Annotated in this window: 22 protein-coding genes; 11 read left to right on the top strand and 11 right to left on the bottom strand. The window is 63.8% G+C overall.

Going from position 1 to position 26,066, the window contains the following annotated elements:
• Positions 1-20: 20 nt before the first annotated feature.
• From AC1D1B_RS18305 to tpiA, 5 genes are all read right to left on the bottom strand, one after another.
• The gene (locus AC1D1B_RS18305; RefSeq protein ID WP_477333850.1) at positions 21-560 is read right to left on the bottom strand and encodes a DUF1697 domain-containing protein; all 540 of its coding nucleotides are present in this window, start codon (positions 558-560) and stop codon (positions 21-23) included.
• A 15-nt stretch (positions 561-575) separates the two neighbouring features.
• Positions 576-2,213: a CTP synthase gene (locus AC1D1B_RS18300; RefSeq protein ID WP_112561656.1), complete on the bottom strand. Its 1,638-nt coding sequence runs from the start codon at positions 2,211-2,213 to the stop codon at positions 576-578.
• A gap of 156 nt (positions 2,214-2,369) precedes the next feature.
• Entirely contained in the window at positions 2,370-3,488 is a 1,119-nt protein-coding gene (locus AC1D1B_RS18295) for a L,D-transpeptidase (protein WP_477333849.1), read from the bottom strand.
• 202 nt (positions 3,489-3,690) lie between these two features.
• Positions 3,691-4,185: a preprotein translocase subunit SecG gene (gene secG / locus AC1D1B_RS18290; protein WP_477333848.1), complete on the bottom strand. Its 495-nt coding sequence runs from the start codon at positions 4,183-4,185 to the stop codon at positions 3,691-3,693.
• Positions 4,186-4,367: 182 nt separating this feature from the next.
• A complete protein-coding gene (gene tpiA, locus AC1D1B_RS18285; protein ID WP_477333847.1) occupies positions 4,368-5,138 on the bottom strand; it encodes a triose-phosphate isomerase in 771 nt (256 codons plus the stop codon).
• A 146-nt stretch (positions 5,139-5,284) separates the two neighbouring features.
• On the opposite strand from tpiA, the gene AC1D1B_RS18280 reads away from it, so the two are divergent.
• The 5 genes from AC1D1B_RS18280 to AC1D1B_RS18260 all read left to right on the top strand — a co-directional run bounded on the left by AC1D1B_RS18280 (position 5,285) and on the right by AC1D1B_RS18260 (position 10,829).
• Positions 5,285-7,180, top strand: a complete 1,896-nt coding sequence (locus AC1D1B_RS18280) for a peptidyl-prolyl cis-trans isomerase (protein WP_477333846.1) — start codon at positions 5,285-5,287, stop codon at positions 7,178-7,180.
• Positions 7,181-7,210: 30 nt separating this feature from the next.
• Positions 7,211-8,221 (top strand): anthranilate phosphoribosyltransferase, encoded by a 1,011-nt coding sequence (gene trpD / locus AC1D1B_RS18275; RefSeq protein WP_477333845.1) that lies wholly within the window; start codon positions 7,211-7,213, stop codon positions 8,219-8,221.
• Positions 8,222-8,225: 4 nt separating this feature from the next.
• A complete protein-coding gene (gene trpC, locus AC1D1B_RS18270; RefSeq protein WP_477333844.1) occupies positions 8,226-9,074 on the top strand; it encodes an indole-3-glycerol phosphate synthase TrpC in 849 nt (282 codons plus the stop codon).
• A gap of 66 nt (positions 9,075-9,140) precedes the next feature.
• The gene (gene moaC / locus AC1D1B_RS18265) at positions 9,141-9,623 is read left to right on the top strand and encodes a cyclic pyranopterin monophosphate synthase MoaC (RefSeq protein WP_477333843.1); all 483 of its coding nucleotides are present in this window, start codon (positions 9,141-9,143) and stop codon (positions 9,621-9,623) included.
• Positions 9,624-10,829 carry a molybdopterin molybdotransferase MoeA gene (locus AC1D1B_RS18260; protein WP_477333842.1) on the top strand — a complete coding sequence of 402 codons (1,206 nt, stop codon included), beginning with the start codon at positions 9,624-9,626 and terminating at the stop codon, positions 10,827-10,829.
• Positions 10,830-10,873: 44 nt separating this feature from the next.
• Here the strand turns inward: AC1D1B_RS18260 and AC1D1B_RS18255 are convergent, their stop codons facing one another.
• Complete coding sequence (locus AC1D1B_RS18255) at positions 10,874-11,704, bottom strand: alpha/beta hydrolase (RefSeq protein WP_477333841.1); 831 nt, start codon at positions 11,702-11,704, stop codon at positions 10,874-10,876.
• Between the two features lie 165 nt (positions 11,705-11,869).
• Between AC1D1B_RS18255 and AC1D1B_RS18250 the strand changes: the two genes are divergently transcribed.
• Entirely contained in the window at positions 11,870-13,495 is a 1,626-nt protein-coding gene (locus AC1D1B_RS18250; protein ID WP_477333840.1) for an AMP-binding protein, read from the top strand.
• Positions 13,492-14,328, top strand: a complete 837-nt coding sequence (gene kynA, locus AC1D1B_RS18245) for a tryptophan 2,3-dioxygenase (protein WP_477333839.1) — start codon at positions 13,492-13,494, stop codon at positions 14,326-14,328. The genes AC1D1B_RS18250 and kynA overlap by 4 nt, the downstream gene beginning before the upstream one ends.
• A gap of 89 nt (positions 14,329-14,417) precedes the next feature.
• Here the strand turns inward: kynA and kynU are convergent, their stop codons facing one another.
• On the bottom strand, positions 14,418-15,665 hold the full coding sequence (gene kynU, locus AC1D1B_RS18240; protein ID WP_477333838.1) for a kynureninase: 1,248 nt from the start codon (positions 15,663-15,665) through the stop codon (positions 14,418-14,420).
• A gap of 166 nt (positions 15,666-15,831) precedes the next feature.
• Here kynU and AC1D1B_RS18235 point away from each other — a divergent pair, with 166 nt between their 5' ends.
• A complete protein-coding gene (locus AC1D1B_RS18235; protein WP_477333837.1) occupies positions 15,832-16,611 on the top strand; it encodes a GntR family transcriptional regulator in 780 nt (259 codons plus the stop codon).
• Positions 16,612-16,830: 219 nt separating this feature from the next.
• A complete protein-coding gene (gene lexA, locus AC1D1B_RS18230; RefSeq protein WP_181057046.1) occupies positions 16,831-17,583 on the top strand; it encodes a transcriptional repressor LexA in 753 nt (250 codons plus the stop codon).
• On the opposite strand, the gene AC1D1B_RS18225 is transcribed toward lexA, so the two are convergent.
• Complete coding sequence (locus AC1D1B_RS18225) at positions 17,577-20,048, bottom strand: ComEC/Rec2 family competence protein (protein ID WP_477333836.1); 2,472 nt, start codon at positions 20,046-20,048, stop codon at positions 17,577-17,579. The genes lexA and AC1D1B_RS18225 overlap by 7 nt on opposite strands.
• 122 nt (positions 20,049-20,170) lie before the next feature.
• Here AC1D1B_RS18225 and gltX point away from each other — a divergent pair, with 122 nt between their 5' ends.
• Together gltX and gltA are read left to right on the top strand one after the other, a co-directional pair.
• Entirely contained in the window at positions 20,171-21,595 is a 1,425-nt protein-coding gene (gene gltX, locus AC1D1B_RS18220) for a glutamate--tRNA ligase (protein ID WP_477333917.1), read from the top strand.
• 181 nt (positions 21,596-21,776) lie between these two features.
• Entirely contained in the window at positions 21,777-23,108 is a 1,332-nt protein-coding gene (gene gltA / locus AC1D1B_RS18215; protein ID WP_477333835.1) for a citrate synthase, read from the top strand.
• A 59-nt stretch (positions 23,109-23,167) separates the two neighbouring features.
• Here the strand turns inward: gltA and lpxB are convergent, their stop codons facing one another.
• From lpxB to lpxA, 3 genes are read right to left on the bottom strand one after another with little or no spacing between them, the layout of a single operon-like run.
• Complete coding sequence (gene lpxB / locus AC1D1B_RS18210; RefSeq protein WP_477333834.1) at positions 23,168-24,343, bottom strand: lipid-A-disaccharide synthase; 1,176 nt, start codon at positions 24,341-24,343, stop codon at positions 23,168-23,170.
• A complete protein-coding gene (locus AC1D1B_RS18205) occupies positions 24,333-25,235 on the bottom strand; it encodes an LpxI family protein (protein ID WP_477333833.1) in 903 nt (300 codons plus the stop codon). Before AC1D1B_RS18205 ends, lpxB begins: the two co-directional genes overlap by 11 nt.
• A complete protein-coding gene (lpxA, locus tag AC1D1B_RS18200; RefSeq protein ID WP_477333832.1) occupies positions 25,222-26,055 on the bottom strand; it encodes an acyl-ACP--UDP-N-acetylglucosamine O-acyltransferase in 834 nt (277 codons plus the stop codon). The genes AC1D1B_RS18205 and lpxA overlap by 14 nt, the downstream gene beginning before the upstream one ends.
• Between the last annotated feature and the right edge of the window lie 11 nt (positions 26,056-26,066).

Below are 26,066 nucleotides of genomic sequence, written 5' to 3'. Positions count from 1 at the left end.
TACTGCCTACTGCCTACTGCCTACTGCTCCACCATCTCAGCCAGCTTGCGCACCGTGTTCCAGTTGCGCGCGGTGCCGATGCCCATGCGCTTGTGGTTCATCGCCGCGAGCAGCCGCGAGCTTGGCCGCTCGCGCGAAAAGACAACCCAGATGTCGCCGTCGACCGAAGCCACCTTCTCGTCGTCGGCGGCATAGGCCTGGAGCGCTGCGGCTGCGTCGGCAGGCGCCGGCTTGCGCATGATGCGCACCGCCACTTGATCGCCAGTTTCAGCCGACTCGGCCGGGAACGGATTGCCGGCGGCGAGCTTCAGCCAGCCCTCGGCAGTGCGCACGATGATGACGACATGGCGGCCGAAGGTTTTTTCGAAGGCCGTTTCGAGCCGCTGTTCCAGCCTGGCGATATCCGTCGCCCGCGCCTCGAAGACCAGATTGCCGGTCGCGACCAGTGTGCGGGGATTGTTCAGCCCGAGGCTTTCGGCCATCGCCTTGAGGTCGGCCATGACGACCCGGCTGCCTTCGCCGAGGATGATGCTGTAGAGCAGCGCGACATAGGTTTGCATGGCAACGCGGCCTGCTTAGACCAGCCGCGACTGATCCACCGCGGCCGAGATGAAGCTGGCGAACAGCGGATGCGGCTCGAGCGGCCGGCTCTTCAGCTCCGGATGATACTGCACGCCGATGAACCAGGGATGGTCAGGATATTCAACCGTCTCCGGCAGCACGCCGTCGGGCGACATGCCGGCAAACACCAGGCCGCAATCTTCCAGCCGCTCCTTGTAGTCGACATTGACCTCGTAGCGGTGGCGGTGGCGCTCGGAAATCTGGGTGTCGCCGTAGATCTCGGCGATCTTCGAGCCCTTGGTGAGCTCGGCCTGATAGGCGCCGAGCCGCATGGTGCCGCCGAGGTCGCCGGTCTCCCGGCGCTTCTCCAGCATGTTGCCTTTCAGCCATTCGGTCATCAGGCCGACGACCGGCTCGTCGGTCGGGCCGAATTCGGTCGACGAGGCGTGCTCGACGCCGGCGAGCGAGCGCGCCGCCTCGATGCAGGCCATCTGCATGCCGAAGCAGATGCCGAAATACGGCACCTTGCGCTCGCGCGCGAATTTGGCCGCCAGGATTTTGCCTTCCGAGCCGCGTTCGCCGAAGCCGCCGGGCACCAGGATGCCATGCACCTTTTCCAGCCACGGCGTCGGGTCTTCCTTCTCGAAGATCTCGCTTTCGATCCAGTCGAGCTTGACCTTGACGCGGTTGGCCATGCCGCCATGTGACAGCGCCTCGATCAGCGATTTGTAGGCGTCCTTGAGGCCGGTGTATTTGCCGACGACGGCAATGGTGACCTCGCCCTCCGGATTGTGGATGCGGTTGGATACCGCCTGCCAGGGCTCCATGCGCGGCTTGGGCGCCGGATCGATGCCAAAGGCGGCCAGCACTTCCGAATCAAGGCCTTCCTTGTGGTAAGCCATCGGCACGTCATAGATGTGCGGCACGTCGAGCGCCTGGATGACGGCACTCTCGCGCACATTGCAGAACAGCGACAGTTTTCTGCGCTCTTCCTTGGGGATGGCGCGGTCGGCGCGCACCAGCAGGATGTCGGGCGCAATGCCGATACCGCGCAGTTCCTTGACCGAATGCTGGGTCGGCTTGGTCTTCAATTCGCCGGCCGTCGGGATGTAGGGCATCAACGTCAGGTGAACGTAGACGGCGTTGTTGCGCGGCAGGTCGTTGCCGAGCTGGCGGATGGCTTCCAGGAACGGCATCGCCTCGATGTCACCGACGGTGCCGCCGATTTCGCACAGAACGAAATCATAGTCGTCATTGCCGTCGAGGACGAAATGCTTGATCTCGTCGGTGACGTGCGGGATGACCTGGACGGTGGCGCCGAGATAGTCGCCGCGCCGCTCGCGCTCGATGATGTTCTTGTAGATGCGGCCGGTGGTGATGTTGTCTTGCTGATTGGCCGAGCGACCGGTGAAGCGCTCGTAATGGCCAAGATCGAGATCGGTCTCGGCACCGTCATCGGTGACGAAGACCTCGCCATGCTGGTAAGGCGACATCGTGCCGGGATCGACATTGAGGTAAGGGTCGAGCTTTTTGATGCGTGCGCGATAGCCTCGCGCCTGCAAGAGAGCCCCAAGGGCCGCTGCGGCAATGCCTTTTCCAAGTGAGGAAACCACGCCGCCTGTGATGAATACATATCGCGCCATGGGAGTCATCGCTTAACGCGGCCGAATTGATTCCGCCAGAGAAAAAACCGCCGCTGAGGCTTTTTCCAGAGAAGGCGCGATAGTCCCGAGCTGCGAGACTGTTGTTTTCAGTCAAAACAAAAGGGCCGGCAGAAGCCGGCCCCTTTCGGCATGATTGCGAAAGCGTCAGATGATGACGACCTTGGTGCCGACCCTGACGCGGCTGTAGAGGTCCATGACGTGCTCGTTGATCATGCGGAAGCAGCCATTGGAGGCGCTGGTTCCGATCGACTGCGGCGCAATGGTGCCGTGGATGCGCAGATGCGTGTCGTGCTTGCCGTCATAGAGATAGATGGCGCGGGCGCCGAGCGGGTTCTGACCACCGCCGGGCATACCGTCCTTGTACTGGCCATAGTGCTTGGGCTCGCGCTTCTGCATGTCCAGCGTCGGGATCCAGCGCGGCCATTCCTGCTTGTCGCCAACGGCAACCGTGCCCTTGAACTGCAGGCCTTCGCGGCCGACGGCAATGGCATAGCGGCGTGCGGTGAAAGCCGATTCAACGAGGTAGAGGCGGCGCGCGCTGGTATCGATGACGATCGTGCCCGCTTCGTAGCCGCTGAATTCCACGTCCTGTGGCACGAATTCCGGCTTGACCTTGAACTGCTTCTTGGCTTCGCGCTTGGCGAGAGCCTGGTCGAGAGCCCGTGTCTCGGGGAGATAGGCAATCGAGGAGGCAGAGGACGTACCGCCGAACAGGCCGGCGAACAGCCCGCCGCTTCTCGGCTTCTGGCCAGGGGCTTCGCTGCGCAATTCGCCATTGTTGCCGGCCAGCGCGACGTTCATCGCTTCGGCCGGGAGTGGTTCGGCCGACGGGATCGGCTCGATCGGGGCGATCGGATCAACCGGAACGATGATCTTGGTGGTCTTCTTGCCCGGTTTGGCGTCGGCGACCACGACCGGCTTGCCCTTGCTGGCCAGGAATGCCTGGCGCTGGGCGTCGGCCTTGGCTTTCGCCGCATCACGCATCGCGAGCTTGCGGGCCTCGAGCGCCTTGGCGCCGGCAGCCGCCTTGTCGGCGGCGATCTTGTCTTCGAGCTTGCTGATCTGAGCCAGATCATCCGAGCTCGGGTTTTTCTTCTTCTTGAGAAGCTTCAGCTGCGCCGCATCGCTTTTGGCGGCGACGTTGATGATAGCGGTTTTGCCAACCGCCTGCGGTGAGGTCATTGCCGGAGTGCCGGCGAAGGCCGCGGAGCTCATGCCGAGTACGGCACAAAACCCCATGAAAATGAAGCTGCGAAGCTGCATAGTGAAGATCCGATCGTTCAATGCTTGTTGCCCACGGCGTCGCCCGGCGCCCCCCAAGGGCGCAGAAAGTGCCGCGCGCAATCTATAATCGAAGTGCCGGAGAGGCCTCAAGCGGAACGCGTGGTCGAATCTTCGTGATCATGCGCCATTTACCGCGACTGTGTTGAAACAACAACAGATCGCGGCATTTGACCCTATCCGACTACTGGTTCGGAACCTGCGGCGTGACCGGCAAGGTGACGCCGTTGGCAGCCGGCGGCGTCGCCGAATCGGTCGCAGGCGCCGGAGCGGTGGCGGGAGCCGTCGCCGGGGCTGTGGTGGCAGGAGCTGTCGCCGGAGGCGTCGTGGCAGCACCGTTGCCGGCAGGCGGCGTCGTGGTGCCGGCGGGCGGCGCTGGTGGCGTCGTGCCGGGCAGCTGGTTGAGCACGCCATTACCGCTGTCGGCCGGTACGCGGTCGAGAATGTCGATCGGCTTTTCGCCGTAGCGGGCAACGATCGAGAGTGTCAGGGACGTCACGAAGAAAGCCGCGGCCAGGATCGCCGTCGCCCGCGTCAGCGCATTGGCAGCACCACGCGCGGTCATGAAGCCGGAACCGCCGCCAATGCCGAGACCACCGCCTTCGGAGCGCTGCAGCAGCACCACGCCGACAAGGGCGAGCACGACCATGAGGTGGATGACGATCAGTACGGTTTCCATATTTTATCCTGGCAAGCCCTGCCGCTCCCTGGCGATCAGGGCCGGTGATTTGGAGGCGGCTCCATACAATGCTTTAACGGCATTTCCAAGCCCGTGGCCGGAATATGGGAAGCAATGCGCCCTTTGCAACGATTTCGGCCGCAGCGCGGCGTTTGATCAAGTCGGCGACGGAGCTACCGACCCTACGCGATATTCTCGTAGGCCTCGGCGATGGCGAGAAAATCCGCCGCCTTAAGGCTGGCGCCACCGACGAGCGCGCCGTCGACGTTTTTGACGCCGAGCAGTTCGACCGCATTGGACGGCTTGACCGAGCCGCCATAGAGGATGCGGATCTTGCCGGCCACCGAGGCGCCCAGCCCCTCCGACAGTTTTTCGCGGATATGCGCATGCGCTTCGGCCACGTCGGCGGCGGTCGGCGTCAGGCCGGTGCCGATCGCCCATACCGGCTCGTAGGCGATGACGGTGTTGGCTGGCGTCGCGCTAGGCGGCACCGAGCCGGCGACCTGGCGCGACAAGACGTCGAGGGCGGCGCCCGCTTCACGCTCGGCCTTGGTCTCGCCGATGCAGATGATGGCGACCAGTCCCGCCCGCCACGCCGCCGACGCTTTGGCCTGGACAATCGCATCGTCCTCGCCGCGCTGCTCGCGGCATTCGGAATGGCCGACAATGACGTGGCTGGCGCCTGCATCTTTCAGCATCTCGGCCGAAACACAGCCGGTGAAGGCGCCGCTCTCCTTGATGTGGCAATCCTCGCCACCAGCCCGCACCGGCGTGCGCGACAGGATTTCGGCCGCGTGCGACAACAAGGTGGCGGGCACGCAGACCAACGCTTCGGTCTCGGCGTCGAGCCCGCTCATGAAGCCGTTGCCGATCATCCTGAGCTCGTTCAGCGAGGCGCTGGTGCCGTTCATTTTCCAGTTGCCGGCAACGAGCGGTCGAATTCCTGGCGTCATGGGATCTGGTTCTCCGGGCTACATTGGGGTCCCGCCCTCCCTATCAAAATCAGGCCACAAAGCAATCGACAGTGAGCCGGAAGGGCGCTATTGCGCTTGTTTCAGACTCGGGCGCACACGAAAGTGCGGAAAAATCGGAAGTAACAATGCTTGGTATTCTGAGAAGCGCGGCGGGGACCTGGGTCGCGAAGACCCTGCTGTTACTGCTGGTGGCAAGCTTTGCCGCCTGGGGCGTCACCACCCGCTTGGCGGGCGGCTTCCTGGCCGGCCATCACGCGGTCATAACCGCCGGCAGCACCACCGTGTCGATCACCGAATACCGCCTCGCCTATGATCGCCAGATCAACATGCTGCAGCAGCAGATCGGCCAGCGCATCAGCCGCGAGCAGGCCAAGGCCTATGGCATCGACAACCAGGTGCTGGCGCAATTGGTGTCGGGCGCAGTTCTCGACGAACAGGCGCGCAAGCTCGGGCTTGGCTTCTCCAAGGACAAGCTGGCTGAACTGACGCGGCAGGAACCCGCCTTCCAGGGCCCGAATGGCCAGTTCGACCGCCGGTTGTTCGAATCGCGGCTGCGCGAGCTCGGCATGCGGCCGGAGGACTATCTCAAGAACCGGTCCCAGGTGGCGGTGCGCCAGCAGATCGTCGAGGCGGTTTCGGACGGCCTCAAGGCTCCGGACACCTTCTTCAAGGCGGTCGCGCTCTATCGCGGCGAAGACCGCACCATCGACTATCTGACCTTGCCGAAGGCGATGGTCGAGCCGATCGAGGCGCCATCCGACAGCGTGCTTCAGGCCTATTTCGAGGCCAACAAGAAAACCTACGCGGCGCCTGAATACCGCAAATTCTCCTATGTCCGGCTCGAGCCTGAAGACATCATGGATGTCAGCGCCGTGACCGACCAACAGGTTGGCGATGACTACAACAAGAACAAGGGGCGCTACACCACGCCGGAAATGCGCACCGTCGAACAGCTGGTGTTTCCGACGCTGGATGCCGCCAAGGCAGCATCCGATTCGCTGAAGACGGGCGCAACCTTCGACAAGATCGTTATCGCGCAGGGCAAGACCCAGGCCGATACGCTGCTTGGCACGCTCTCCAAGGACAAGATCAGCGACAAGGCGGTCGCCGATGCCGCATTCGCGCTTGCCGTCAACGAAGTCAGCCCGGTCGTCCAGGGTACGTTCGGCCCGGTGCTTTTGCGCGTCACCGATATCAAGCCTGAAGTGGTGAAGCCGCTGGCCGAAGTGTCGGACCAGATCCGCAAGGATCTGGCGTTGGGCGAAGCAAGCCGCATCCTGCTCGACGTGCACGACAATTACGAAGACACCCGCGCCGCCGGCAGCACGCTCGCCGAAGCCGCGGCAAAGCTGAAGCTCAAGGATGTCACCGTCGAGGCCATCGACCGCACCGGCCTCAAGCCGGATGGAACCATCATCAAGGATCTGCCGGCATCGCCGGACCTGATCAAGGCGGTGTTCGAGGCCGAACCCAACACCGAGAATCAAGCTCTGACCACGACCAACAATGGCTTCGTATTCTACGAGCTGACATCGATCACGCCGGCGCGCGACCGCACGCTGGACGAGGTTCGCCAGAGGGTGGTGGCGGACTGGACGACAGAGGAAACGACCAAGCGGCTGACCGCAAAGGCTGACGAACTCGAAAAGCGCCTCAAGGCCGGCACCACGCTCGACGTCATCGCGGGCGAACTGAAACTCGAAAAGCAGACCAAGCGCGGCGTGAAGCGCGAGGCCGACGACGTCGATTTCGGCAAGGACGGCGCCGCAGCGATGTTCGGCGTCGGCGAAGGCGGCACCGGGCTGATCCCCTCGCCCACCGGCGAAGGCCAGATTCTGTTCAAGGTGGCCGAAGTGTTCGAGCCGGCCGGAGCCGACGCCAGTTCGGTGCCCGACGACGCGCAGAAATCCTTCACGCAAGGCATGTCCGACGATTTGCTCGACCAGTTGGTGGCACAGTTGCAGACGCAGTACGCCGTCAGCGTCGATCAGGCCGCCGTTGCCCAAGCTCTTGCCCAATGAACGGCTTGGCTCAATGAACGTCTTAGCCCCATGAGCGCCCTGAAGATCCATATCGCCAAGGTCGCTACCGGCAGCGCGTTGACCTTTGAGGAAGCGCGCGAAGCCTTCGACATCATCATGTCGGGCGACGCGACGCCCGGCCAGATCGGCGGCTTCCTGATGGCGCTGCGTGTACGCGGCGAGACGGTGAGCGAGATCTCCGGCGCCGTCGCCACCATGCGCGCCAAGATGCTGCGCGTCGAAGCCCCTGAAGGCGCCATCGACATCGTCGGCACCGGCGGCGACAACTCGCATTCCGTCAACATCTCGACGGCTTCGGCCTTCGTCATCGCCGGCTGTGGCGTGCCGGTGGCCAAGCATGGCAATCGCGGCCTGTCGTCGCTGACAGGCGCTGCCGACGTGCTGGTCGCGCTCGGCGTCAAGATCGATATCCCGCCAGAGGTGATCGGCCGCTGCATCCGTGAGGCCGGTGTCGGCTTCATGTTCGCGCCGGCGCATCATCCGGCGATGAAGCATGTCGGCCCGACCCGCGTCGAACTCGGCACCCGCACCATCTTCAACCTGCTCGGACCGCTGTCCAACCCGGCCGGCGTCAGCAGGCAGATGGTCGGCGTGTTCCTGCCGGAATGGATCGTGCCGGTGGCCGAGACATTGAAGGCGCTGGGCACAGACCATGCCTGGGTCGTCCATGGCGATGGCTATGACGAAATCACCACCACCGGTGAAACGCAGGTTGCGGAACTGGCCGGCGGCGAAATCCGCCATTTTACGCTTACCCCGGAAGCGGTCGGCTTGCAGCGCCATACCAAGGACGAGTTGCGCGGCGGCGACGCCGCCTACAACGCCAAGGCGTTGCGCGACATGCTGGGCGGTGCTGCCGGCGCTTATCGCGATACGGTGCTGATGAATGCCGGCGCCGGCATGGTGGTGGCCGGCAAGGCGACGACGCTTGCCGACGGCATGGCGGCGGCGGCACAAGCCATCGACAGCGGCCGGGCGCTAGGCGTGCTCGACAGGCTGGTCGCGATTTCGAACGGATAGGACCGTGGCTGACATTCTGCGCAAGATCGAGGCCTACAAGCGCGACGAGATCGCAGAAGCGAAGGCGCGGATACCGCTGGCCGAGATCAAGGCGCGGGCCAAGGATGCAGACGCGCCGCGTGGGTTTCTGAGGGCGCTCGAGGCGAAGCGCAGATCGGGCAGTTTCGGGCTGATCGCCGAAATCAAGAAGGCGAGCCCGTCCAAAGGCTTGATCCGCGCCGATTTCGATCCGCCGGCATTGGCGAAGGCCTATGAGAAAGGCGGCGCCGCCTGTCTTTCGGTGTTGACCGATGCACCGTCCTTCCAGGGCGCGCCGGAATTTCTCACCAATGCGCGCAAGGCAGTGTCGCTGCCCGCGCTGCGCAAGGACTTCCTGTTCGACCCCTACCAGGTCTACGAGGCTCGCGCCTGGGGCGCCGACGCCATCCTGATCATCATGGCCAGCGTCGATGATGCCCTGGCGAGCGAATTGGAAGCGACCGCATTCGAACTCGGCATGGATGCGCTGATCGAAGTGCATGACGAGGCCGAAACGCAGCGCGCGGTAAAACTGTCGTCGCAGTTGATCGGCATCAACAACCGCAATCTGAGGACATTCGAGACCAGCCTTGGAACCTCGGAGCGGCTGGCGTCGATGGTGCCCGGTGGCCGCTTGCTGGTCAGCGAGAGCGGCATTTTCACCCACGACGATTGCCACCGGATGCAAAAGACCGGCATCAGCACCTTCCTCGTCGGCGAGAGCCTGATGCGGCAACAGGATGTGGCGGCGGCAACGCGCCTGCTACTGACGGGCAAGGCGACGGATGCATCGGCCCGAAAATCGGAATCGATTTTCGGAGAGCACGATGCATAGATTCAAAATGATAGAGCGTACTTTGTGCGTCCGTACGGACGCACGTCGCCCTATGGTAGCCTGAGAATGACAAGCGCCCTCACCCATCTCGGCGCCAAGGGCGAGGCCAATATGGTCGATGTCGGCGACAAGGAAGAGACGACGCGCACGGCGATCGCCGAAGGCTTTGTCTCGATGCGGCCGGAAACCCTCAAGATGATCCTCGACGGCGACGCCAAGAAGGGCGATGTGCTGGGCACAGCGCGCATTGCCGGCATCATGGCGGCCAAGAAGACACATGAGCTGATCCCGCTCTGCCATCCACTGCTGTTGACCAAAGTGTCGGTCGACATCGAGCCGGATCCAGGCCTGCCTGGCCTCAGAGTCACCGCGCTCGCCCGCGTCACCGGCAAGACCGGCGTCGAGATGGAGGCGCTGACCGCGGCATCGGTGGCGTGTCTGACCATTTACGACATGGCCAAGGCGGCCGACCGCGCCATGGTGATTTCCGGCATAAGGCTGGTGGAAAAGACCGGCGGCAAGTCCGGCGACTACAAGGCGGGTTCGTAAATGGCGCTGGTTCCGGTCGCCGAGGCGCTTCAACGCCTCCTCGAAGGCGCTGTGGCGCGGCCGGGTGAAAGCGTCGCGCTGGCGGATGCGGCCGGCCGGGTGCTGGCGGAGCCTGTCGTGGCGCTGCGCACCCAGCCGCCTTTCAACGCGTCCGCCATGGACGGCTATGCCGCACGAGCCGAGGACGTAGCATCCGCCCCGGCGCGGCTTTCGGTGATCGGCATGGCGCCAGCCGGGCGCGGCTTTGATGGCACTGTCGGCAAGGCGCAGGCCGTGCGCATCTTCACAGGCGCGCCGCTGCCTGAAGGCGCAGACACCATCGTCATCCAGGAAAATGTCCGGGATCTCGGCGGCGGCCAGATCGAGGTGACCGAACCGACGGCGAAGGAACGCAACATCCGCCGCCGCGGGCTGGATTTTGCGCAAGGCGACGTGCTGCTGGAAAAAGGCCGCGTGCTCGATCCGGCCGCACTCTCGCTGGCCGCATCGGCCAATCACCCGACGCTGAAGGTGGTGCAACGGCCGCTGGTCGCCATCATTGCCACCGGCGACGAGTTGCTGCCGCCGGGCAGCGCGCTTGGCCCAGACCAAATCATCTCGTCCAACGCCTATGGCGTCGCCGCTGCCGCGCAGTCTGTCGGCGCCCGCGCGCTCGATCTCGGTATCGCGGCTGATCGCAAGGAAGCTATCGCGGCACTGGTGAAAAAGGCCGTCGCTGCGAAAGCCGACGTCATCGTCACGCTCGGCGGCGCCTCGGTCGGCGACCACGATCTTGTGCACGACGTGCTCACCGGCGAAGGCATGAAGCTCGATTTCTGGAAGCTCGCCATGCGCCCGGGCAAGCCGCTGATGTTCGGGCGTCTCGGCGACATCAGGTGCATCGGCCTGCCCGGCAACCCGGTGGCGAGCCTGGTCTGCTCGCAGCTGTTCCTGAAGCCGCTTTCGGCGCAACTTGGCGGCTGCACCTTCCGGCAGGACATCCGGCAGGCGCAGCTTGGCGCCGCGATGCCGGCCAATGATCTGAGGCAGGACTATGTGCGCGCCGTGGTCCGGGAAGAAGCCGGCGCACTGGTGGCGACGCCGTTCGGCATCCAGGATTCCTCGATGCTGCGAATGCTGGCCGACGCCAACGGCTTGATCGTGCGCGAGCCCTTCGCTCCGGCGGCAGCCGTGGGCGCCGGGTGTCGCGTCCTGATGCTACGCTGAAGATCAAGCGTCCAAGCCATTAATTTTAGAGATGAAACTGGTTTTTATTCGGCAAGCAATGTCCGCGTCAGCGGATGTGTCGGATCGGCAAGCCCGTCGACGATGTCGTAGTGATGCCGGTCGGGTTCGACCACCGCGCTGGTGGTGGCGCCAAGGCCGGTCCAGATGTTGGCCAGCAACGCATTCTGGCGCAGGAACTCCGAGCGCTCACCGCCGCCGGCCCAGCAGGTGATGCGTGCGCCCTCCATCGGGCGCAGCAGCGCCGGGCTTTCGGCCAGTGCTTCCGCTTCATCGATGGTCAGTGTCGCATTCATGCCGGTGCGCATGATCGGCCGGAGGTCATGGACGCCGGAGATCGAGACGACATTGCGCACACGGCTTGCTACGTCGGCGGCCAGAGGCGTCGTTGTCGTCACCATCCTCGAGGCGAGATGGCCGCCGGCGGAATGCCCGGTCAGGATCACCGGCCCGTCGACCATCGCCGCCGCCTTGCCGATCGCCGCCGCAATTTCCCTGACGATGCCGGAAATGCGTATGTCGGGACAAAGCGTGTAAGTCGGCATTGCTACGGCAAAGCCCTTTGCGACCGCGCCGTTGGCCAGATGCGACCAGGCATTCTTGTCGAATGCCTTCCAGTAGCCGCCATGGATGAAGACGACGAGCCCTTTGGGCATGGCATCGGGAAGGAACAAATCGAGCCGGTTGCGCGGGTTGTCGCCATAGGCGATGTCGAGCTTGGCCCGACCGGCCGCCGACAGTGTGTCGCGAAAAGCCTGCGCCGGTGCGTCCCACGCGGCCGGCCAGCGATCGCTGCCGGCGATGTTGTCGCCGTTGGCGTAGGCATTGTCCCAATCGGCAACACGGTGTTCGAGCATCTGCACCCTCCCAGATGACTTCAGTTCAGTCGACAGGAATGGCCGCCGGCAAAGGCGACGTCAATGCTCCACCCTAAAAACATTTTAGGCTTGAAACAAATTTCGACTGGTGCGATCCTGTGATTGTTCAGCCGTGGGCGTGAGGCAGACAGGGGCAGCCGAAAAATGCTTGGGCCATCAGCGCATATCGACACATTCACGCGCGACAACCTGCCGCCGCCGGATCAATGGCCGGAGTTTCTGCTCGACGGCTTCCACTATCCCGACCACATAAACGCCGGCGTTGAATTGACCGACAGGCTGGTCGAAAAGGGCTTTGGCGACCACACCGCGCTGATCGGCAATGGCCGCCGCCGCACCTACAAGGAACTGTCCGACTGGACGAACAGGCTGGCCCATGCGCTGGTCGAAAATTACGGCGTCAAACCGGGCAATCGGGTGCTGATCCGTTCGGCCAACAACCCGGCCATGGTCGCCTGCTGGCTGGCCGCCACCAAGGTTGGCGCGGTGGTCGTCAACACCATGCCGATGTTGCGTGCCGGCGAACTCGCCAAGATTGTCGACAAGGCGGAAATCACAATCGCACTTTGCGATACAAGGCTGATGGACGAGATGACCGCCTGCGCCAAGGGCAGTGCGTATCTCAAGCAGGTCATCGGCTTCGACGGCACGGCCAACCATGACGCGGAACTCGATCGCGTCGCCCTCGACAAGCCGGTCACCTTCACTGCCGTCAACACTGGCCGCGACGACGTCGCCCTGCTCGGCTTCACCTCCGGCACCACCGGTGTGCCGAAGGCGACGATGCATTTCCACCGCGACCTGCTGATCATCGCTGACGCCTACGCCCGCGAAATCCTGGAGGTGACGCCGGACGACATCTTCGTCGGCTCCCCGCCTCTCGCCTTCACCTTCGGTCTTGGCGGGCTCGCCATCTTCCCGTTGCGCTTCGGTGCCGCGGCGACGTTGCTGGAACAGGCGACGCCGCCCAACATGATCCACATCATCGAGACCTACCGGGCGACCATTTCCTTCACCGCGCCGACCGCCTATCGGGCGATGCTGAAGGCCATGGATGAAGGTGCTGACCTGTCCTCGTTGCGCGTCGCGGTTTCGGCCGGCGAAACACTGCCGGCGCCTGTTTTCGAGGAATGGACTGAAAAGACCGGCAAGCCGATCCTCGATGGGATCGGCGCCACCGAAATGCTGCACATCTTCATCTCCAACCGCTTCGACGACATGAAGCCAGCCTCCACCGGCAAGGCCGTCGGCGGCTATCAGGCACGCATCGTCGATGACGAGATGCGAGAGGTGCCGCGCGGTTCGACAGGCCGCCTGGCGGTGCGCGGCCCGACCGGCTGCCGCTACATGGCCGATGAAAGGCAGAAGGAATATGTCCGCGACGGCTGGAACCTCACCGGCGACACTTTTACCCAGGACGAGGACGGTTTCTTCCATTTCGCCGCGCGCTCCGACGACATGATCGTCAGCGCCGGCTACAACATTGCAGGTCCCGAGGTCGAAGCGGCGTTGCTTTCGCATCCCGATGTCGCCGAATGCGCCGTCATCGGCGCCGAGGACCGCGAGCGAGGCCAGATCGTCGAGGCGCATATCGTGCTGGTGCAAGGCGTGACGCCGGACGCATTGACCGTCAAACGCCTGCAGGACCACGTCAAGGCAACGATCGCGCCTTACAAATATCCGCGTTCGGTAAAGTTCATCGATGCCTTGCCCAAAACCCAGACCGGCAAAATCCAGCGCTTCCGGTTGCGCGCGGAGAAGAGCAATTGAGCGAGCCGCACGATCCGGCGTCCGATGGCGCGCAGATGTCGTTCGATGAGCGAATGTCCTACAGCGACTATCTGCACCTGGAGAAGGTGCTCGACGCGCAGACGCCACTGTCTTCTGCCCATGACGAGATGCTGTTCATCATCCAGCATCAGACATCGGAATTGTGGATGAAGCTGGCCTTGCACGAGATCGGCGCCGCGATCCGCGCGATCCGCGCCGACCGCCTCGAACCGAGCTTCAAGATGCTGTCTCGCGTCGCGCGCATCTTCGAGCAGCTCAACAATGCCTGGGACGTGCTGCGCACGATGACGCCCAGCGAGTACACCGAGTTTCGCGACGCGCTCGGCCAATCCTCGGGCTTCCAGTCCTGGCAGTACCGCGCCATCGAGTTCATGGCGGGCAACCGCAACCTCGCCATGCTCGGCCCGCACAAGCACCGGCCAGAACTTACGGACAGACTGGAAGCGATCCTGGCCACGCCGTCGCTCTATGACGAGGCGCTGCTGCTCCTGGCGCGCAACGGCTTCGACATCGGCGCCGACGCCAGGCGCACGGACTGGCGCGAGACGCGCGCAGAGAACGAAGAAGTGCTGGTTGCCTGGCAAACCGTTTACCGCGACCCGCAGCGCTACTGGATGCTCTACGAACTGGCCGAGAAGCTGGTCGACTTCGAGGATTACTTCCGCCGCTGGCGCTTCAACCACGTCACCACGGTCGAGCGCATCATCGGTTTGAAGCGCGGCACCGGCGGCACCTCAGGCGCCTCCTACCTGAAGAAGATGCTGGAGGTCGTGCTGTTTCCGGAGCTCTGGACGGTTCGCACCCGGCTCTGAGCTCTTTGTTTGGCGCAATTCCCAAGGCAAAGCGCAATGCGCTTTTCCCGGGAAAACCGCGTCACACTTTTCCTGGAATTGCGCCGGCTTCAGGTAACCGCGGTCTTCGCCGCGAAGCGGGCGTCCTGCCACGCGCCGGTGCGCAGAATATCCTCCAGCACTTCGACCGCCTGCCAGACATCGCCATAACCGACATAGAGCGGTGTGAAGCCGAAACGGATAGTCGACGGCGCCCGGAAATCGCCGATCACGCCGCGCTCGATCAGTGCGCGCATCACCTGATAGCCGTGCGGGTGGAGGAATGACACCTGGCTGCCACGCTGGCTGCCGTCGCGAGGACTTTCCAGTTCAAGCCCGTAGGCGCCGCATCTGGCTTCGACGAGCTGGATAAACAGGTCGGTCAGCGCGATGCTCTTTTTGCGCACCGCCGTCATATCGACATCGTTCCAGATATCGAGTGCGCCCTTGAGCGCCCGCATCGACAGCACCGGCTGCGTTCCGCACAGAAAGCGGCGGATGCCGCTGCCGACGGCAAAGCCCTGCTCGAAGGCAAAGGGCCGCGCATGGCCCCACCAGCCGCTGAGCGGCTGGTGGACATCGCCATGGTGGCGCGCGGCAGCATAGATGAAGGCCGGCGAGCCCGGGCCGCCATTGAGGTATTTGTAGGTGCAGCCGACGGCGAAATCGGCGTTGGCACGGTCGAGTTCGACTGGCAAGGCGCCGGCCGTGTGGCAGAGATCCCAGATGATCAGCGCGCCGGCGTCATGTGCCTTGCGCGTCAGCGCCGCCATGTCGCGCAACTGGCCGGATTTGTAGTTGACGTGGTTGACCAGGATGACCGCAACGCTGTCGTCGATCAGCTCCTCGATTGCGGCGGCGTCGACACCCTCCAGCCGCAGCCGCGTTCCCGGCCGGGTCGAGGCCACGCCTTCGGCCATGTAGAGGTCGGTCGGGAAACTGTCGCCCTCGGCAACGATGACCGACCGATCCGGCCGCATGCCGAGCGCGGCGTGCAGCAGCTTGTAGATGTTGATCGAGGTTGTGTCGCAGACCACCGTCTGCCCGTTGGCCGCGCCGATCAGTCGTCCGAGCTGATCTCCGAGTTCCACCGGCATGTTGAACCAGCCTGCGGTGTTCCAGGCGCGAATGAGATCCTGCGCCCATTCCCGCGTCGCGGCCTGCTGCAGTTCGCTGAAGACGGCTGGTGACGCGGCACCCAGCGAATTGCCGTCGAGATAGATCACGCCCTCCGGCAAGACAAAGCGTTCACGCATGGAACGCAGCGGATCAGCGGCATCCATAGCTTCGATTGCAGCGAGATCGGGTGTCATGCTCATGATCCGGTGCCCTCCATGGACAAACGCACTCGGCGGAGCCTGCCCGCCCAAACATGCCGGCGATCTTGAGCGGTCCTCCGGAAGCTGTCAAACATTATATATAATTTACGCAATGAAAGGCTTTGATATATAATCATCAGCCGAGCAATCTGTCTAATGGGTCACGATGCTGGATGACGAGCAGTCCTCGAAGACGGAAGCGGCCTATCGGCTGCTCAGGCGCGATATTCTTGCGACCCGGCTGGCGCCTGCCGCGCCGTTGAAGCTGAGCACGCTGCGCGGCACCTATGGTATCGGCTGGACGCCGCTGCGCGAGGCGCTGTCGCGGCTGGAGGCCGAACGGCTTGTGACGGCCATCAGCAACCGTGGGTTTGCGGTCGCTCCCGTCTCTCGGGCGGAGCTCGAGGACTTGTCGCGTGCGCGGCTGGTGGTCGAACTGCCCTTGCTGGTGGAATCGATCGAGAAGGGCGACCGTCAGTGGGAAGACGCGGTCGTTACCGCCCATTATCGTCTCTCACGGTGTGGGTCCGTTCTCGACGATCCCTCCGATGATGCCGTCGACGTGTGGTACGAAAAACATGATGCCTTCCACGCGGCGCTGCTCAATGCCGCGACATCCAGCTGGCTGCTGCGCTTCAATGCGACGATCTCCGACCAATTGCATCGCCATCACCGCTTTCTGGGCCTGGCCCCAACGCTGCGCGCGGCTGCCGGCCGCAAGGATGGACACCAGAAGGCCATGGAGGCCCTGCGCGACGCCGTGGCGATCGAACACCACACCGCACTGATGGAAGCAGCCCTTGATCGCGACACTGAGCGCGCAAAAACACTGATGACCGTTCACATCGGCTACACGCTGCAGGTCTATGCCCAGAGTGAACCGGGCGGCGCGGCGGATGCGGCGCAGCCCCACCCGAAAAAGCAGCGGCGATCGGGCAAGGCGTGAACCAGCCCAGATGACGCAGACCCTCGGCACTTCAGTCTCGTTTAACACCGTTGCCGGCAAACGAGCGCAGGCGCTGTCTGCGGCGTGCCGATGTTAAGCTGAACAAAACGTCAACACATTCATTAAACTTTAAATGGTTGCGGAACACAACTGGAACAGATAGTGTTTGTTCTGGGTTTGTTTTTTCCGATTCTGGTTTCAGAACCCCGGGGGGCCGCGATGCTGACGCGTAAACAACATGAGCTTCTGATGTTCATCCATGAACGCCTGAAGGAGAGCGGAATCCCGCCGTCTTTCGACGAGATGAAGGAGGCGCTGGACCTCGCCTCCAAGTCCGGCATTCACCGCCTGATCACGGCGCTCGAGGAGCGCGGTTTCATTCGCCGGCTGCCGAACCGGGCGCGCGCGCTGGAAGTGCTGCGGCTGCCCGACTCGATCGCGCCCGGCCTCAATGCGGCGAGGAAGTTTTCGCCAAGCGTCATCCAGGGCAGTCTCGGCCAAGGTGGCGTGGGGCAAGGCGGTCTCGGCCGGCAGATCAAGCCGGCCTCATCGTCGCGTTCGATGTCCGCCGGCAATGACGATGCGGTTTCCGCGGTGTCGATCCCGGTGATGGGACGCATCGCCGCCGGTGTGCCGATCGACGCCATCCAGCACCAGACGCATTCGATCTCGGTGCCGCCGGACATGATCATGGGCGGCGAACACTACGCGCTTGAGGTCAAGGGCGACTCGATGATCGAGGCCGGCATTTTCGACGGCGATACGGTCATTATCCGCAATGCCGACACCGCCAGCCCCGGCGAGATCATCGTGGCACTGGTCGACGAGGAGGAAGCGACGCTGAAACGCTTCCGCCGCAAGGGCGCCTCGATCGCGCTGGAAGCCGCCAACCCGGCTTATGAGACGCGCATCTTCGGGCCGGATCGGGTCAAGGTGCAGGGCAAACTCGTCGGATTGATCCGGCGTTACTGAACCGGCTCAGGTTTGTACGCCGGCTTCGCCGACCTTTCAGGCTGCTTGTAGGGCGGCAGGCCGCGCGCTTCGCGTGAGAAGCGGCGTTGCTCGTGCCAGGGACGATAAGGCTTGTCGACGGCGAAGCGGATGGTTGGCGCTGTCGCGGCCAATCGCGGATCGAAGAAGACGGCGGCACTGCCGTGGCGGGCAAGCTGCTTCTTCGTCACGACCAGCACCAGCGGGTCGCGGCACGGATTGTAGGCGGTGGCATCGTCGATGACGATCAGGCTCGCGAAAGCGCAGGCCGGCCGGGCCGTCTTGCGATCCTTCGCCAGCGCGATGATGGCACCGGATGGATGCCGAGCAATGCAGAGATCGCTCCTGCAATAGAAGGGCGCGCCTGGCGGCAGATCGAGTGGATCGAGATCGAACCGCGTGTCTGTTGCCTCGAATATCTCAGGCGGGATAATCGTTTCGGCCCTCAGCGCGCGTTTCCAGTTATCTGTGGTGAATTCGTTGAAGCGTTCGCGATTGAGCGCGAGTTCGCCGCCACCGATAGGCACAGCCACCAAATGCGCATCCTCGGAAATGAGCACATCAGGCGTGCGCACCTGCGGCACCGTCAACAGGCCGGCCAGCGCGAAGGGAATGGCCGCCAGCCTCAGCCAGGTGGTGGCCATGGTTGCAATGACGAGGGCGACCGCCACCAGCAGCACCGAGCGGATGGAGATCAACCCGACGGCATCGACCGGCGAGCGCTCGGAAATCCAGGCCGATATAGCGATCATCGCGGTCAGGCCCTTGCCCATCACATAGAGGAACGGCCCATCGGCGCCGAACGGCATAGCCAGCGCGCTGAGCACGGCGAACGGCATGACCACCAGCGAGACGATCGGCATTACTGTGAGATTGGCGAGTAGGCTGAGCGGCGACACGCGCTGAAAATGCCAGATGGCAAACAGCACGGTAGCACTGCCAGCGATAATCGAGGTCATGGCAAGGCCGCCCATGGCCAGCAGGAATTTTCGCGACAGGAAGCCGACAAAGGAGCGTTTCGCCGGCGGCGGCCTCACCTTGTCGGCGCGGTAGTCGGCCCAGCCGGCATAGGCGCCGACGAGCGCGGCGGTTGCGGCAAACGACATCTGGAAACTGGGGCCGACGACCTCATGCGGCGACACCAGGATGACGGCGATGGCCGAGATCGCCAGATTGCGCATGGTGAGCGCAGCACGGTCGAACAGCACCGCGACGAGCATGACCCCCAGCATGATGAAGCTGCGCTCGGCGGCAACCACGACGCCTGAAATGACGAGATAAGCGGCGATGGAGACAAGGGCCGCGGCGGCCGCATATTTCTTGACTGGCCGGCGCGAGGAGAAATCCGGAAACAGCGCAAACGCACCCCGCAGCAACGCCATGATGGTGCCGGCAACCAGCGCCATGTGCAGGCCGGAAATGGAGATGATGTGGTAGATGCCGGTGCGCCGCATCGCCTCGTTGACCTCGTCCGGAATGCCGGCGCGCACGCCGACTATCAGCGCTGCGGCAATCTCGCCTTCGGCTCCGCCGATCTTGCCCCTGATATGATCGGCAATGTTTTCGCGCGCATTCTCAATTGCCGAAGAGAGCCGTGCGGTCAGCGGCAGCGGTCCTTGCGCGGCGATGGTTTTGGGATTGCCGAGAAAGAAGCCGCTACCGCCGATGCCGGTGAAATAGCTGTCGAAGGAGAAATCATAGCTCTCCGGCCGCACCGGACCGGTCGGCGGCAACAGCCTGGCATAGCCGGTGATCAGGGAGCCGGCTGTCATATCGGCGGGAACAGTGCGCGCCGAGAGCCTGACCCGCTCCGGCGCGTAGCGCAGCTTGGGGCGAGCGGTCGAAATCACGTCGAGCGTCAGCCTGACGCGGCCGTTTTCCATCTGCTCAAGACTGACGACGCGGCCGGTCAGCCGTGTTTGAATCTCGGAACCGAGCATTTGCGTTCCGGCACGCCAGGTCTCGACCTTGACGGCGACGACGCCGAGCGCGCACAGCATCGCGGCCATAAAACACAGATGCGTCCTCGGCCAGGACCGCGCGACGGCTGCGCAACAGGCCGCGAGCAGCACAATGGCGATTGGCTGGGCAAAGCCCGGCTCGCTGGCCAGCGAGAAGTAAAGGACCACGCCGGCCGCCAGGAAAACCGGCACCAGCAGAAAGGCAACGCCACGGTCGAGTTCGGTGACGGCGGCCACGGCAAGGCTGCGACGGATTGCTGGCCATGTCGAACGGCGTAGCAGCCTGCGCAAACGGATGGCGGATGCGGGCACGGCGACCGGCACCGACGCAGTGTCATCCGGAGACAAAGGCCGGAGGCCAGGTCGCGTCTCGGGCAGCACGACGGGCATCGGCTCGGCATGGGGACTGTCGGCAAACAGGGAGCGTTCGTTGACGCTTGTCGCAGCGCCCTCGCCTTGATCCACGCCCCGGCCACGTCCAGCCATCGGGTCTGCCCCTTGCGCCCCAGACCTCCTATGCTACATGAACGCGCAAAGCGCGAAAGTCCGCGCGATCACGCCCCGCTTTCCAGCTTTGCCCGAGAATTGCCATGTCCAACAAAATAGCCATGTCCAACAGGGTGGTCACCCGTTTTGCCCCCTCGCCCACCGGCTACCTTCACATCGGTGGCGCGCGCACGGCGCTGTTCAACTGGCTGTATGCCAAGCACACCGACGGCACGATGGTGCTGCGCATCGAGGACACCGACCGCGAACGCTCCAGCGCCGCGGCAACCCAGGCCATTCTGGACGGGCTGACCTGGCTCGGCCTGTCCTGGGATGGCGAGGCCGTCTCGCAGTTCGAGCGCGCGCCGCGCCACCGCGAGGTGGCCGAGGAACTGGTGCGCCTGGGCAAGGCCTACTACGCCTACGAGACGCCGGCCGAGCTCGAGGCGATGCGCGAGGCGGCGCGCGCCAAGAGCCTGCCGCCGCGCTACAATGGCGCTTGGCGCGACCGCGCCCCCTCCGAGGCGCCCGCCGGCGTCAAAGGCGCCATCCGCATCAAGGCGCCGACCGAGGGCGAGACCGTGGTGCACGACCGCGTGCAGGGCGAGGTGCGCTTCCCCAACAAGGATCTCGACGATTTCATCATCCTGCGTTCGGATGGCGTCCCGACCTACATGCATGCCGTCGTCGTCGACGACCACGACATGGGTGTCACCCACATCATTCGCGGCGACGACCACCTGACCAATGCCGCGCGCCAGACGGTCATCTACAACGCCATGGGTTGGGAGGTGCCGTCCATGTCGCACATCCCGCTGATCCATGGGGCCGACGGCGCCAAATTGTCGAAGCGGCATGGCGCGCTCGGCGTCGAGGCCTACCGCGCCATGGGTTATCTGCCCGAGGCACTGCTCAACTATCTGGCCCGCCTCGGCTGGAGCCATGGCGACGACGAGGTGATGTCGATCAAGGACATGATCGCCTGGTTCGACATTGGCGACGTCAACAAGGGTGCGGCGCGCTTCGACTTCGCCAAGCTCGATGCGCTGAACGGCGTGCATATGCGCAAGATGGACGACAGAGCACTGCTCGATATCTTCGTCGCCACTCTGCCTTATCTCGAAGGCGGCCCGGCGCTCGCCGCCCGCCTCGACGACACCAGGAAGGCGCAACTGCTGGCCGCGTTACCTGGCCTGAAAGAGCGTGCCAAGACACTGGTGGAACTGGCCGATGGCGCCGGTTTCCTGTTCGTCGAGCGGCCGCTGCCGATCGACGACAAGGCGGCAGCGCTTCTCAATGCCGATGCGCGTACGATCCTGCGCGGGGCACACGCTGCATTGCAGACGGTTTCAGGTGAATGGACGGCCGCAGCGGCGGAAGCCGCGGTGCGCGAGTTCGCGACGGCCGGCGGCCACAAGCTTGGCGCGGTGGCCCAACCGCTAAGAGCAGCCCTGACCGGCCGCAGCACCTCACCCGGCGTGTTCGACGTGCTTGCCGTGCTCGGCCGCGAGGAAAGCCTGGCGCGGATTGCGGATCAAATCGATTAGGAGCGAACTGGCCCAAGAAGATTGGCATTGAAAGGCGCGTTTCGCAGTGCAACATTAGGCCTTGGCCCAATCTGGCACGCACCTCCCAAAATGCGGTGGCGAGTTCGCGCATTCCGGTGATTTCGACGTGTCGTTTGCAGGAATAGCCTTGCCGGCATGAGGAACATGAAGGAGTTTGAGAATGAGCGAAGCTGCGACAAAACTGGAACCCGGCAGCAAGACGACGCACCCGTCGACTGCCACGCTCGAACTGGCCGGCAAGACGCACGAGTTCAAGGTGCGAAGCGGTTCGGTCGGGCCTGACGTCATCGACATCGGTGCGCTCTACAGCACAACCGGCGCCTTTACCTATGACCCCGGCTTCACCTCGACGGCAAGCTGCGAGTCGGCGATCACCTTCATTGACGGCGATGCCGGCATCCTCCTGCACCGCGGCTATCCGATCGACCAGCTGGCCGAACATGGCGACTTCCTCGAAGTCTGCTACCTCCTGCTCTACGGCGAACTGCCGACCAAGGCGCAGAAGGACGATTTCGACTACCGGGTGACGCGCCACACCATGGTGCATGAGCAGATGTCGCGCTTCTTCACCGGCTTCCGCCGCGATGCGCATCCGATGGCCGTGATGTGCGGCGTGGTCGGCGCGCTGTCGGCCTTCTATCACGACTCCACCGACATTTCGGACCCGTACCAGCGGATGGTCGCCTCGATGCGGCTGATCGCCAAGATGCCGACGATCGCGGCCATGGCCTACAAATACCATATCGGCCAGCCCTTCATTTACCCGAAGAACGAGCTGAACTTCGCCGCCAACTTCCTGCACATGTGCTTCGCCGTGCCGTGCGAGGAATACAAGATCAACCCGGTGCTGGCGCGCGCCATGGAGCGCATCTTTATCCTGCATGCCGACCATGAGCAGAACGCCTCGACCTCGACGGTGCGTCTTGCCGGCTCGTCGGGCGCCAATCCGTTTGCCTGCATTGCCGCCGGCATTGCTTGCCTGTGGGGCCCGGCGCATGGCGGCGCCAACGAAGCCGCGCTCAACATGCTGGGCGAGATCGGCCATGTCGACCACATCCCGGAATTCATCGCCCGCGCCAAGGACAAGAACGATCCGTTCCGGCTGATGGGCTTTGGTCACCGCGTCTACAAGAACTACGATCCTCGTGCGAAAATCATGCAGAAGACGGCACATGAAGTGCTGGGCGAACTTGGCATCAAGGACGATCCGCTGCTCGACATCGCCATGGAGCTGGAAAAGATCGCGCTGACCGATTCCTACTTCATCGAGAAGAAGCTCTATCCGAACGTCGACTTCTACTCCGGCATCACGCTGAAGGCGCTGGGCTTCCCCACCACCATGTTCACCGTGCTGTTTGCGGTTGCCCGCACCGTCGGCTGGATCGCGCAGTGGAAGGAGATGATCGAGGATCCACACCAGAAGATCGGCCGTCCGCGCCAGCTCTATACCGGCGCCCCGGAACGCGACTACGTGCCGATTGCGAAAAGATAGGGAATAGTGAGTAGGCAATAGGCAATAGCCAATAGAAAGAAAGCCCTACTGCCTACTGCCTACTGCCTACTGCCTACCACGCACCGCATCACCACCTCCGCGGCAATGTCGCCGGAGGGCTTGTCGGCGGCCATGCGTCTGGCGACTTCGGCAAAGCCGTCCTTTTGCCAGGTGCGATAGGCGGTGTCTGAAAACAGAGCCTCGAGTTGCCGCGCCAGATAACGCGGCCGCACATACTGGTTATAGTGTTCCGGCACGATCGCCTGGTCGGCGATCAGATTGGGCAAGGCGGCGCTCCACACCGTCACCAGCCCCTGAACCATGCGCATCACCGGATCGAGCCGGTAGCATGAGATCATGGGCACGCCCGATAGCGCCAGTTCCAGCGACACTGTTCCAGATGCAATCAGCGCCGCATCGGCCTTGCCGAAGGCCTGCCATTTGCGCTCCGCATCGAGGATGATCTCAGGCTTTTCATCCCAGCGCGCCACCGACGTCCTGACCAACTCGGCGACATGCGGCACCGTGGGCAACAGCAGGCGCAGGCGGTGTCCGCGCGCCCGCAGGGCCGAGACTGTCTCGCCGAACGGTTCGATAAGCCGGCTCACCTCACCGCGCCGCGACCCGGGCAGGACGAGCAGCGTCTTGATGCGGTCACCCGAGAGATCGCGTGGCTGGGCTTGCGCCCTGGCCGCGCTCATCACGCCCGGATCATGCGTAAGGCGGTGTCCGACATAGGTGCCGGGCGGGCCGCCGAGGCGGCTCAGCTCCTTCACCTCGAAAGGCAGGATGCACAATATGTGGTCGACATAGGGCTTCATCGCCGGCGCCCTGCCCGGCCGCCACGCCCAGACGCTCGGGCAGACATAGTGGACGATCGGGATCGAGGGATCGGCAGCGCGGACTTTCTTGGCGACACGCAGCGAAAAATCCGGGCTGTCGATGGTGATGAGACAGTCGGGTTTTTCAGCGGCAACGGCACTTGCCGTCTGGCTGATGCGCCGCATCAGGCGCGGCAGGTCGCGCAGGATGGCGCTGAGCCCCATCAGCGCGATCTCGGCTCCGTCGAACAGCGGCACCAGCCCTAGCGCCTGCAGATGCCGCCCGCCAATGCCGACCAGCCTGATATCGCGCCCGGTCATGCGTTTCAGCGCCTGCACGATGTCGGCGCCCAACAGGTCACCGGACTCTTCGCCGGCGACGATGGCGATCTTCAGCGGCTTCTCAGTGGCCATGGGCAGGCTCCGCGGCCGGCAGGCCGAACACGAAAAGGCCGAGTGCATTGGCGCGCGCGATAACAACGGGGCCTTCAAGGATCAGCGAACGGCCGGCTTCGACGGCAATGCCGGCAAGCCCGGCGGCGTGTGCCGCCTCGACCGTCTGGGGACCAATGGACGGCAGATCGGCACGCAATTCCTGGCCGGGCTTGGCGCATTTGACCAGGACACCGCGCGTCTTGCCGGCGAGCCTGCCATGGCCGCGCAGTTGTTGCGTCCGCTCAAGGAGTCCATGGGTGCCCTCGACGCCTTCCAAGGCAATAGCGCGACCGCCGATGGCAATGGCCGCCTGGCCGATGTCGAGCACACCGATGGCTTTTGCTGCCGCATGTGCCGCCTCGATATCGCGCCAGTCGGACTTTCGCGGCACTGCCTTGGTCAGCGCCCCTTCGGCCGCGACAAGCCGGGGCACGACCTCATGTGCGCCGACGACTTTGACGCCGCGCGCCTCCAGGCCGCGGGTCAATATCTTCAACAGGCCGTCATCGCCACGCGCAAGCGCCATGGCGACCGAGGGTATCAGCGCCAATAGCCCAAGGCTTGGGCGCATGTCGACCAGCCGCGGCCTGCGCCTGATCTCGCCGGCAAGCACCAGATGGGTGATCCGCCGGCGCCGCAGCAACGCAACCAGCGAGCCGATGTCTTCAAGGGCGAGGCTTTCATGCTCGTAGATTGTGAGCTCGGACTGACGGTCGGCCTGACCTTCGACCAGGATGATGACGGGCGGATGTCCGGCCTCTGCCAGGCCGGCGGCAACTTCGACCGGCAGGCTGCCGCCGCCGGCAATGATGCCGACCCTGGCGTCCGGCGCGAGATCGAGGCCCGTTGATCTGGCCTCAGTCTTCGTCATCGGCATCGTCGCCGGCGCCACCTTTAAGCGACGGGACGGCATAGTGCCGCTTGCCGCGACTGGCGATGAAATCGATGATTTTCATGGCGGTCGGCGACGAGGCGAACTCGGCCTTGGCGAATTCGATGTTTTCGCCGACGGTGCGGGAGCGGTCGAAGATCGTCTTGTAAGTCTTGCGCAGCACCTGGATTTCGGCGCGCGACAGGCCGGAGCGCTTCAGGCCGATGATGTTGAGGCCCCGCAGGCTCGCGCGGTTGCCGACGGCAATGGCGTAGGGGATGACATCGCCGACGATTGCTGAGCAGCCGCCGAGAAAGGCGTTGTCGCCGATACGGACAAACTGATGAACGGCTGTCAGGCCGCCGATATAGACATTGTTGCCGACCTCGCAATGGCCGCCCAAGGTGGCGCCATTGGCAAAGGTGGCGTTGTTGCCGACGACGCAGTCATGAGCAATGTGAGCATAGGCAAGGAAATTGCCATTGTCGCCGATGGTCGTCTCGCCACGGCTGGAATCGGTGCCGAGATGCATGGTCGCGCCTTCGCGGATCGTGCAGTTCTGGCCGATAACCAATGTGGTGCGGCCGCCCTTGTGCTTGGTGTTTTGTGGCGGCCCACCCAGTGTCGCCATCGGATAAACCTTGGTCCCGGCGCCGATGGTGGTAGCACCCAGCACCGAGACATGGCTGACCAGTTCGACGCGGTCACCGATCACGGCGTCAGTGCCGACGTAGCAGAAAGGCCCGATAGAGGCGCCGTCGCCGATTTGGGCACCGGCCTCGATAACGGCCGAGGGATGGATTGAAGTCTGTATTTTCATGAGCATTTCGA

It is taken from the genome of Mesorhizobium sp. P2_C5_2, assembly GCF_056404535.1.
The sequence above is the reverse complement of the archived record's forward strand: the minus strand, read 5'-3'. Positions and strand labels throughout refer to the sequence as shown.

What these genes read in the sequence shown, in the direction of transcription:
- AC1D1B_RS18305 (WP_477333850.1), bottom strand. Translation starts at nt 560, where the DNA reads ATGCAAACCTATGTCGCGCTGCTCTACAGCATCATCCTCGGCGAAGGC.
- AC1D1B_RS18300 (WP_112561656.1), bottom strand. Translation starts at nt 2,213, where the DNA reads ATGACTCCCATGGCGCGATATGTATTCATCACAGGCGGCGTGGTTTCC.
- AC1D1B_RS18295 (WP_477333849.1), bottom strand. Translation starts at nt 3,488, where the DNA reads ATGCAGCTTCGCAGCTTCATTTTCATGGGGTTTTGTGCCGTACTCGGC.
- secG (WP_477333848.1), bottom strand. Translation starts at nt 4,185, where the DNA reads ATGGAAACCGTACTGATCGTCATCCACCTCATGGTCGTGCTCGCCCTT.
- tpiA (WP_477333847.1), bottom strand. Translation starts at nt 5,138, where the DNA reads ATGACGCCAGGAATTCGACCGCTCGTTGCCGGCAACTGGAAAATGAAC.
- AC1D1B_RS18280 (WP_477333846.1), top strand. Translation starts at nt 5,285, where the DNA reads ATGCTTGGTATTCTGAGAAGCGCGGCGGGGACCTGGGTCGCGAAGACC.
- trpD (WP_477333845.1), top strand. Translation starts at nt 7,211, where the DNA reads ATGAGCGCCCTGAAGATCCATATCGCCAAGGTCGCTACCGGCAGCGCG.
- moaC (WP_477333843.1), top strand. Translation starts at nt 9,141, where the DNA reads ATGACAAGCGCCCTCACCCATCTCGGCGCCAAGGGCGAGGCCAATATG.
- AC1D1B_RS18260 (WP_477333842.1), top strand. Translation starts at nt 9,624, where the DNA reads ATGGCGCTGGTTCCGGTCGCCGAGGCGCTTCAACGCCTCCTCGAAGGC.
- AC1D1B_RS18255 (WP_477333841.1), bottom strand. Translation starts at nt 11,704, where the DNA reads ATGCTCGAACACCGTGTTGCCGATTGGGACAATGCCTACGCCAACGGC.
- AC1D1B_RS18250 (WP_477333840.1), top strand. Translation starts at nt 11,870, where the DNA reads ATGCTTGGGCCATCAGCGCATATCGACACATTCACGCGCGACAACCTG.
- kynU (WP_477333838.1), bottom strand. Translation starts at nt 15,665, where the DNA reads ATGAGCATGACACCCGATCTCGCTGCAATCGAAGCTATGGATGCCGCT.
- AC1D1B_RS18235 (WP_477333837.1), top strand. Translation starts at nt 15,832, where the DNA reads ATGCTGGATGACGAGCAGTCCTCGAAGACGGAAGCGGCCTATCGGCTG.
- lexA (WP_181057046.1), top strand. Translation starts at nt 16,831, where the DNA reads ATGCTGACGCGTAAACAACATGAGCTTCTGATGTTCATCCATGAACGC.
- AC1D1B_RS18225 (WP_477333836.1), bottom strand. Translation starts at nt 20,048, where the DNA reads ATGGCTGGACGTGGCCGGGGCGTGGATCAAGGCGAGGGCGCTGCGACA.
- gltX (WP_477333917.1), top strand. Translation starts at nt 20,171, where the DNA reads ATGTCCAACAGGGTGGTCACCCGTTTTGCCCCCTCGCCCACCGGCTAC.
- gltA (WP_477333835.1), top strand. Translation starts at nt 21,777, where the DNA reads ATGAGCGAAGCTGCGACAAAACTGGAACCCGGCAGCAAGACGACGCAC.
- lpxB (WP_477333834.1), bottom strand. Translation starts at nt 24,343, where the DNA reads ATGGCCACTGAGAAGCCGCTGAAGATCGCCATCGTCGCCGGCGAAGAG.
- AC1D1B_RS18205 (WP_477333833.1), bottom strand. Translation starts at nt 25,235, where the DNA reads ATGACGAAGACTGAGGCCAGATCAACGGGCCTCGATCTCGCGCCGGAC.
- lpxA (WP_477333832.1), bottom strand. Translation starts at nt 26,055, where the DNA reads ATGAAAATACAGACTTCAATCCATCCCTCGGCCGTTATCGAGGCCGGT.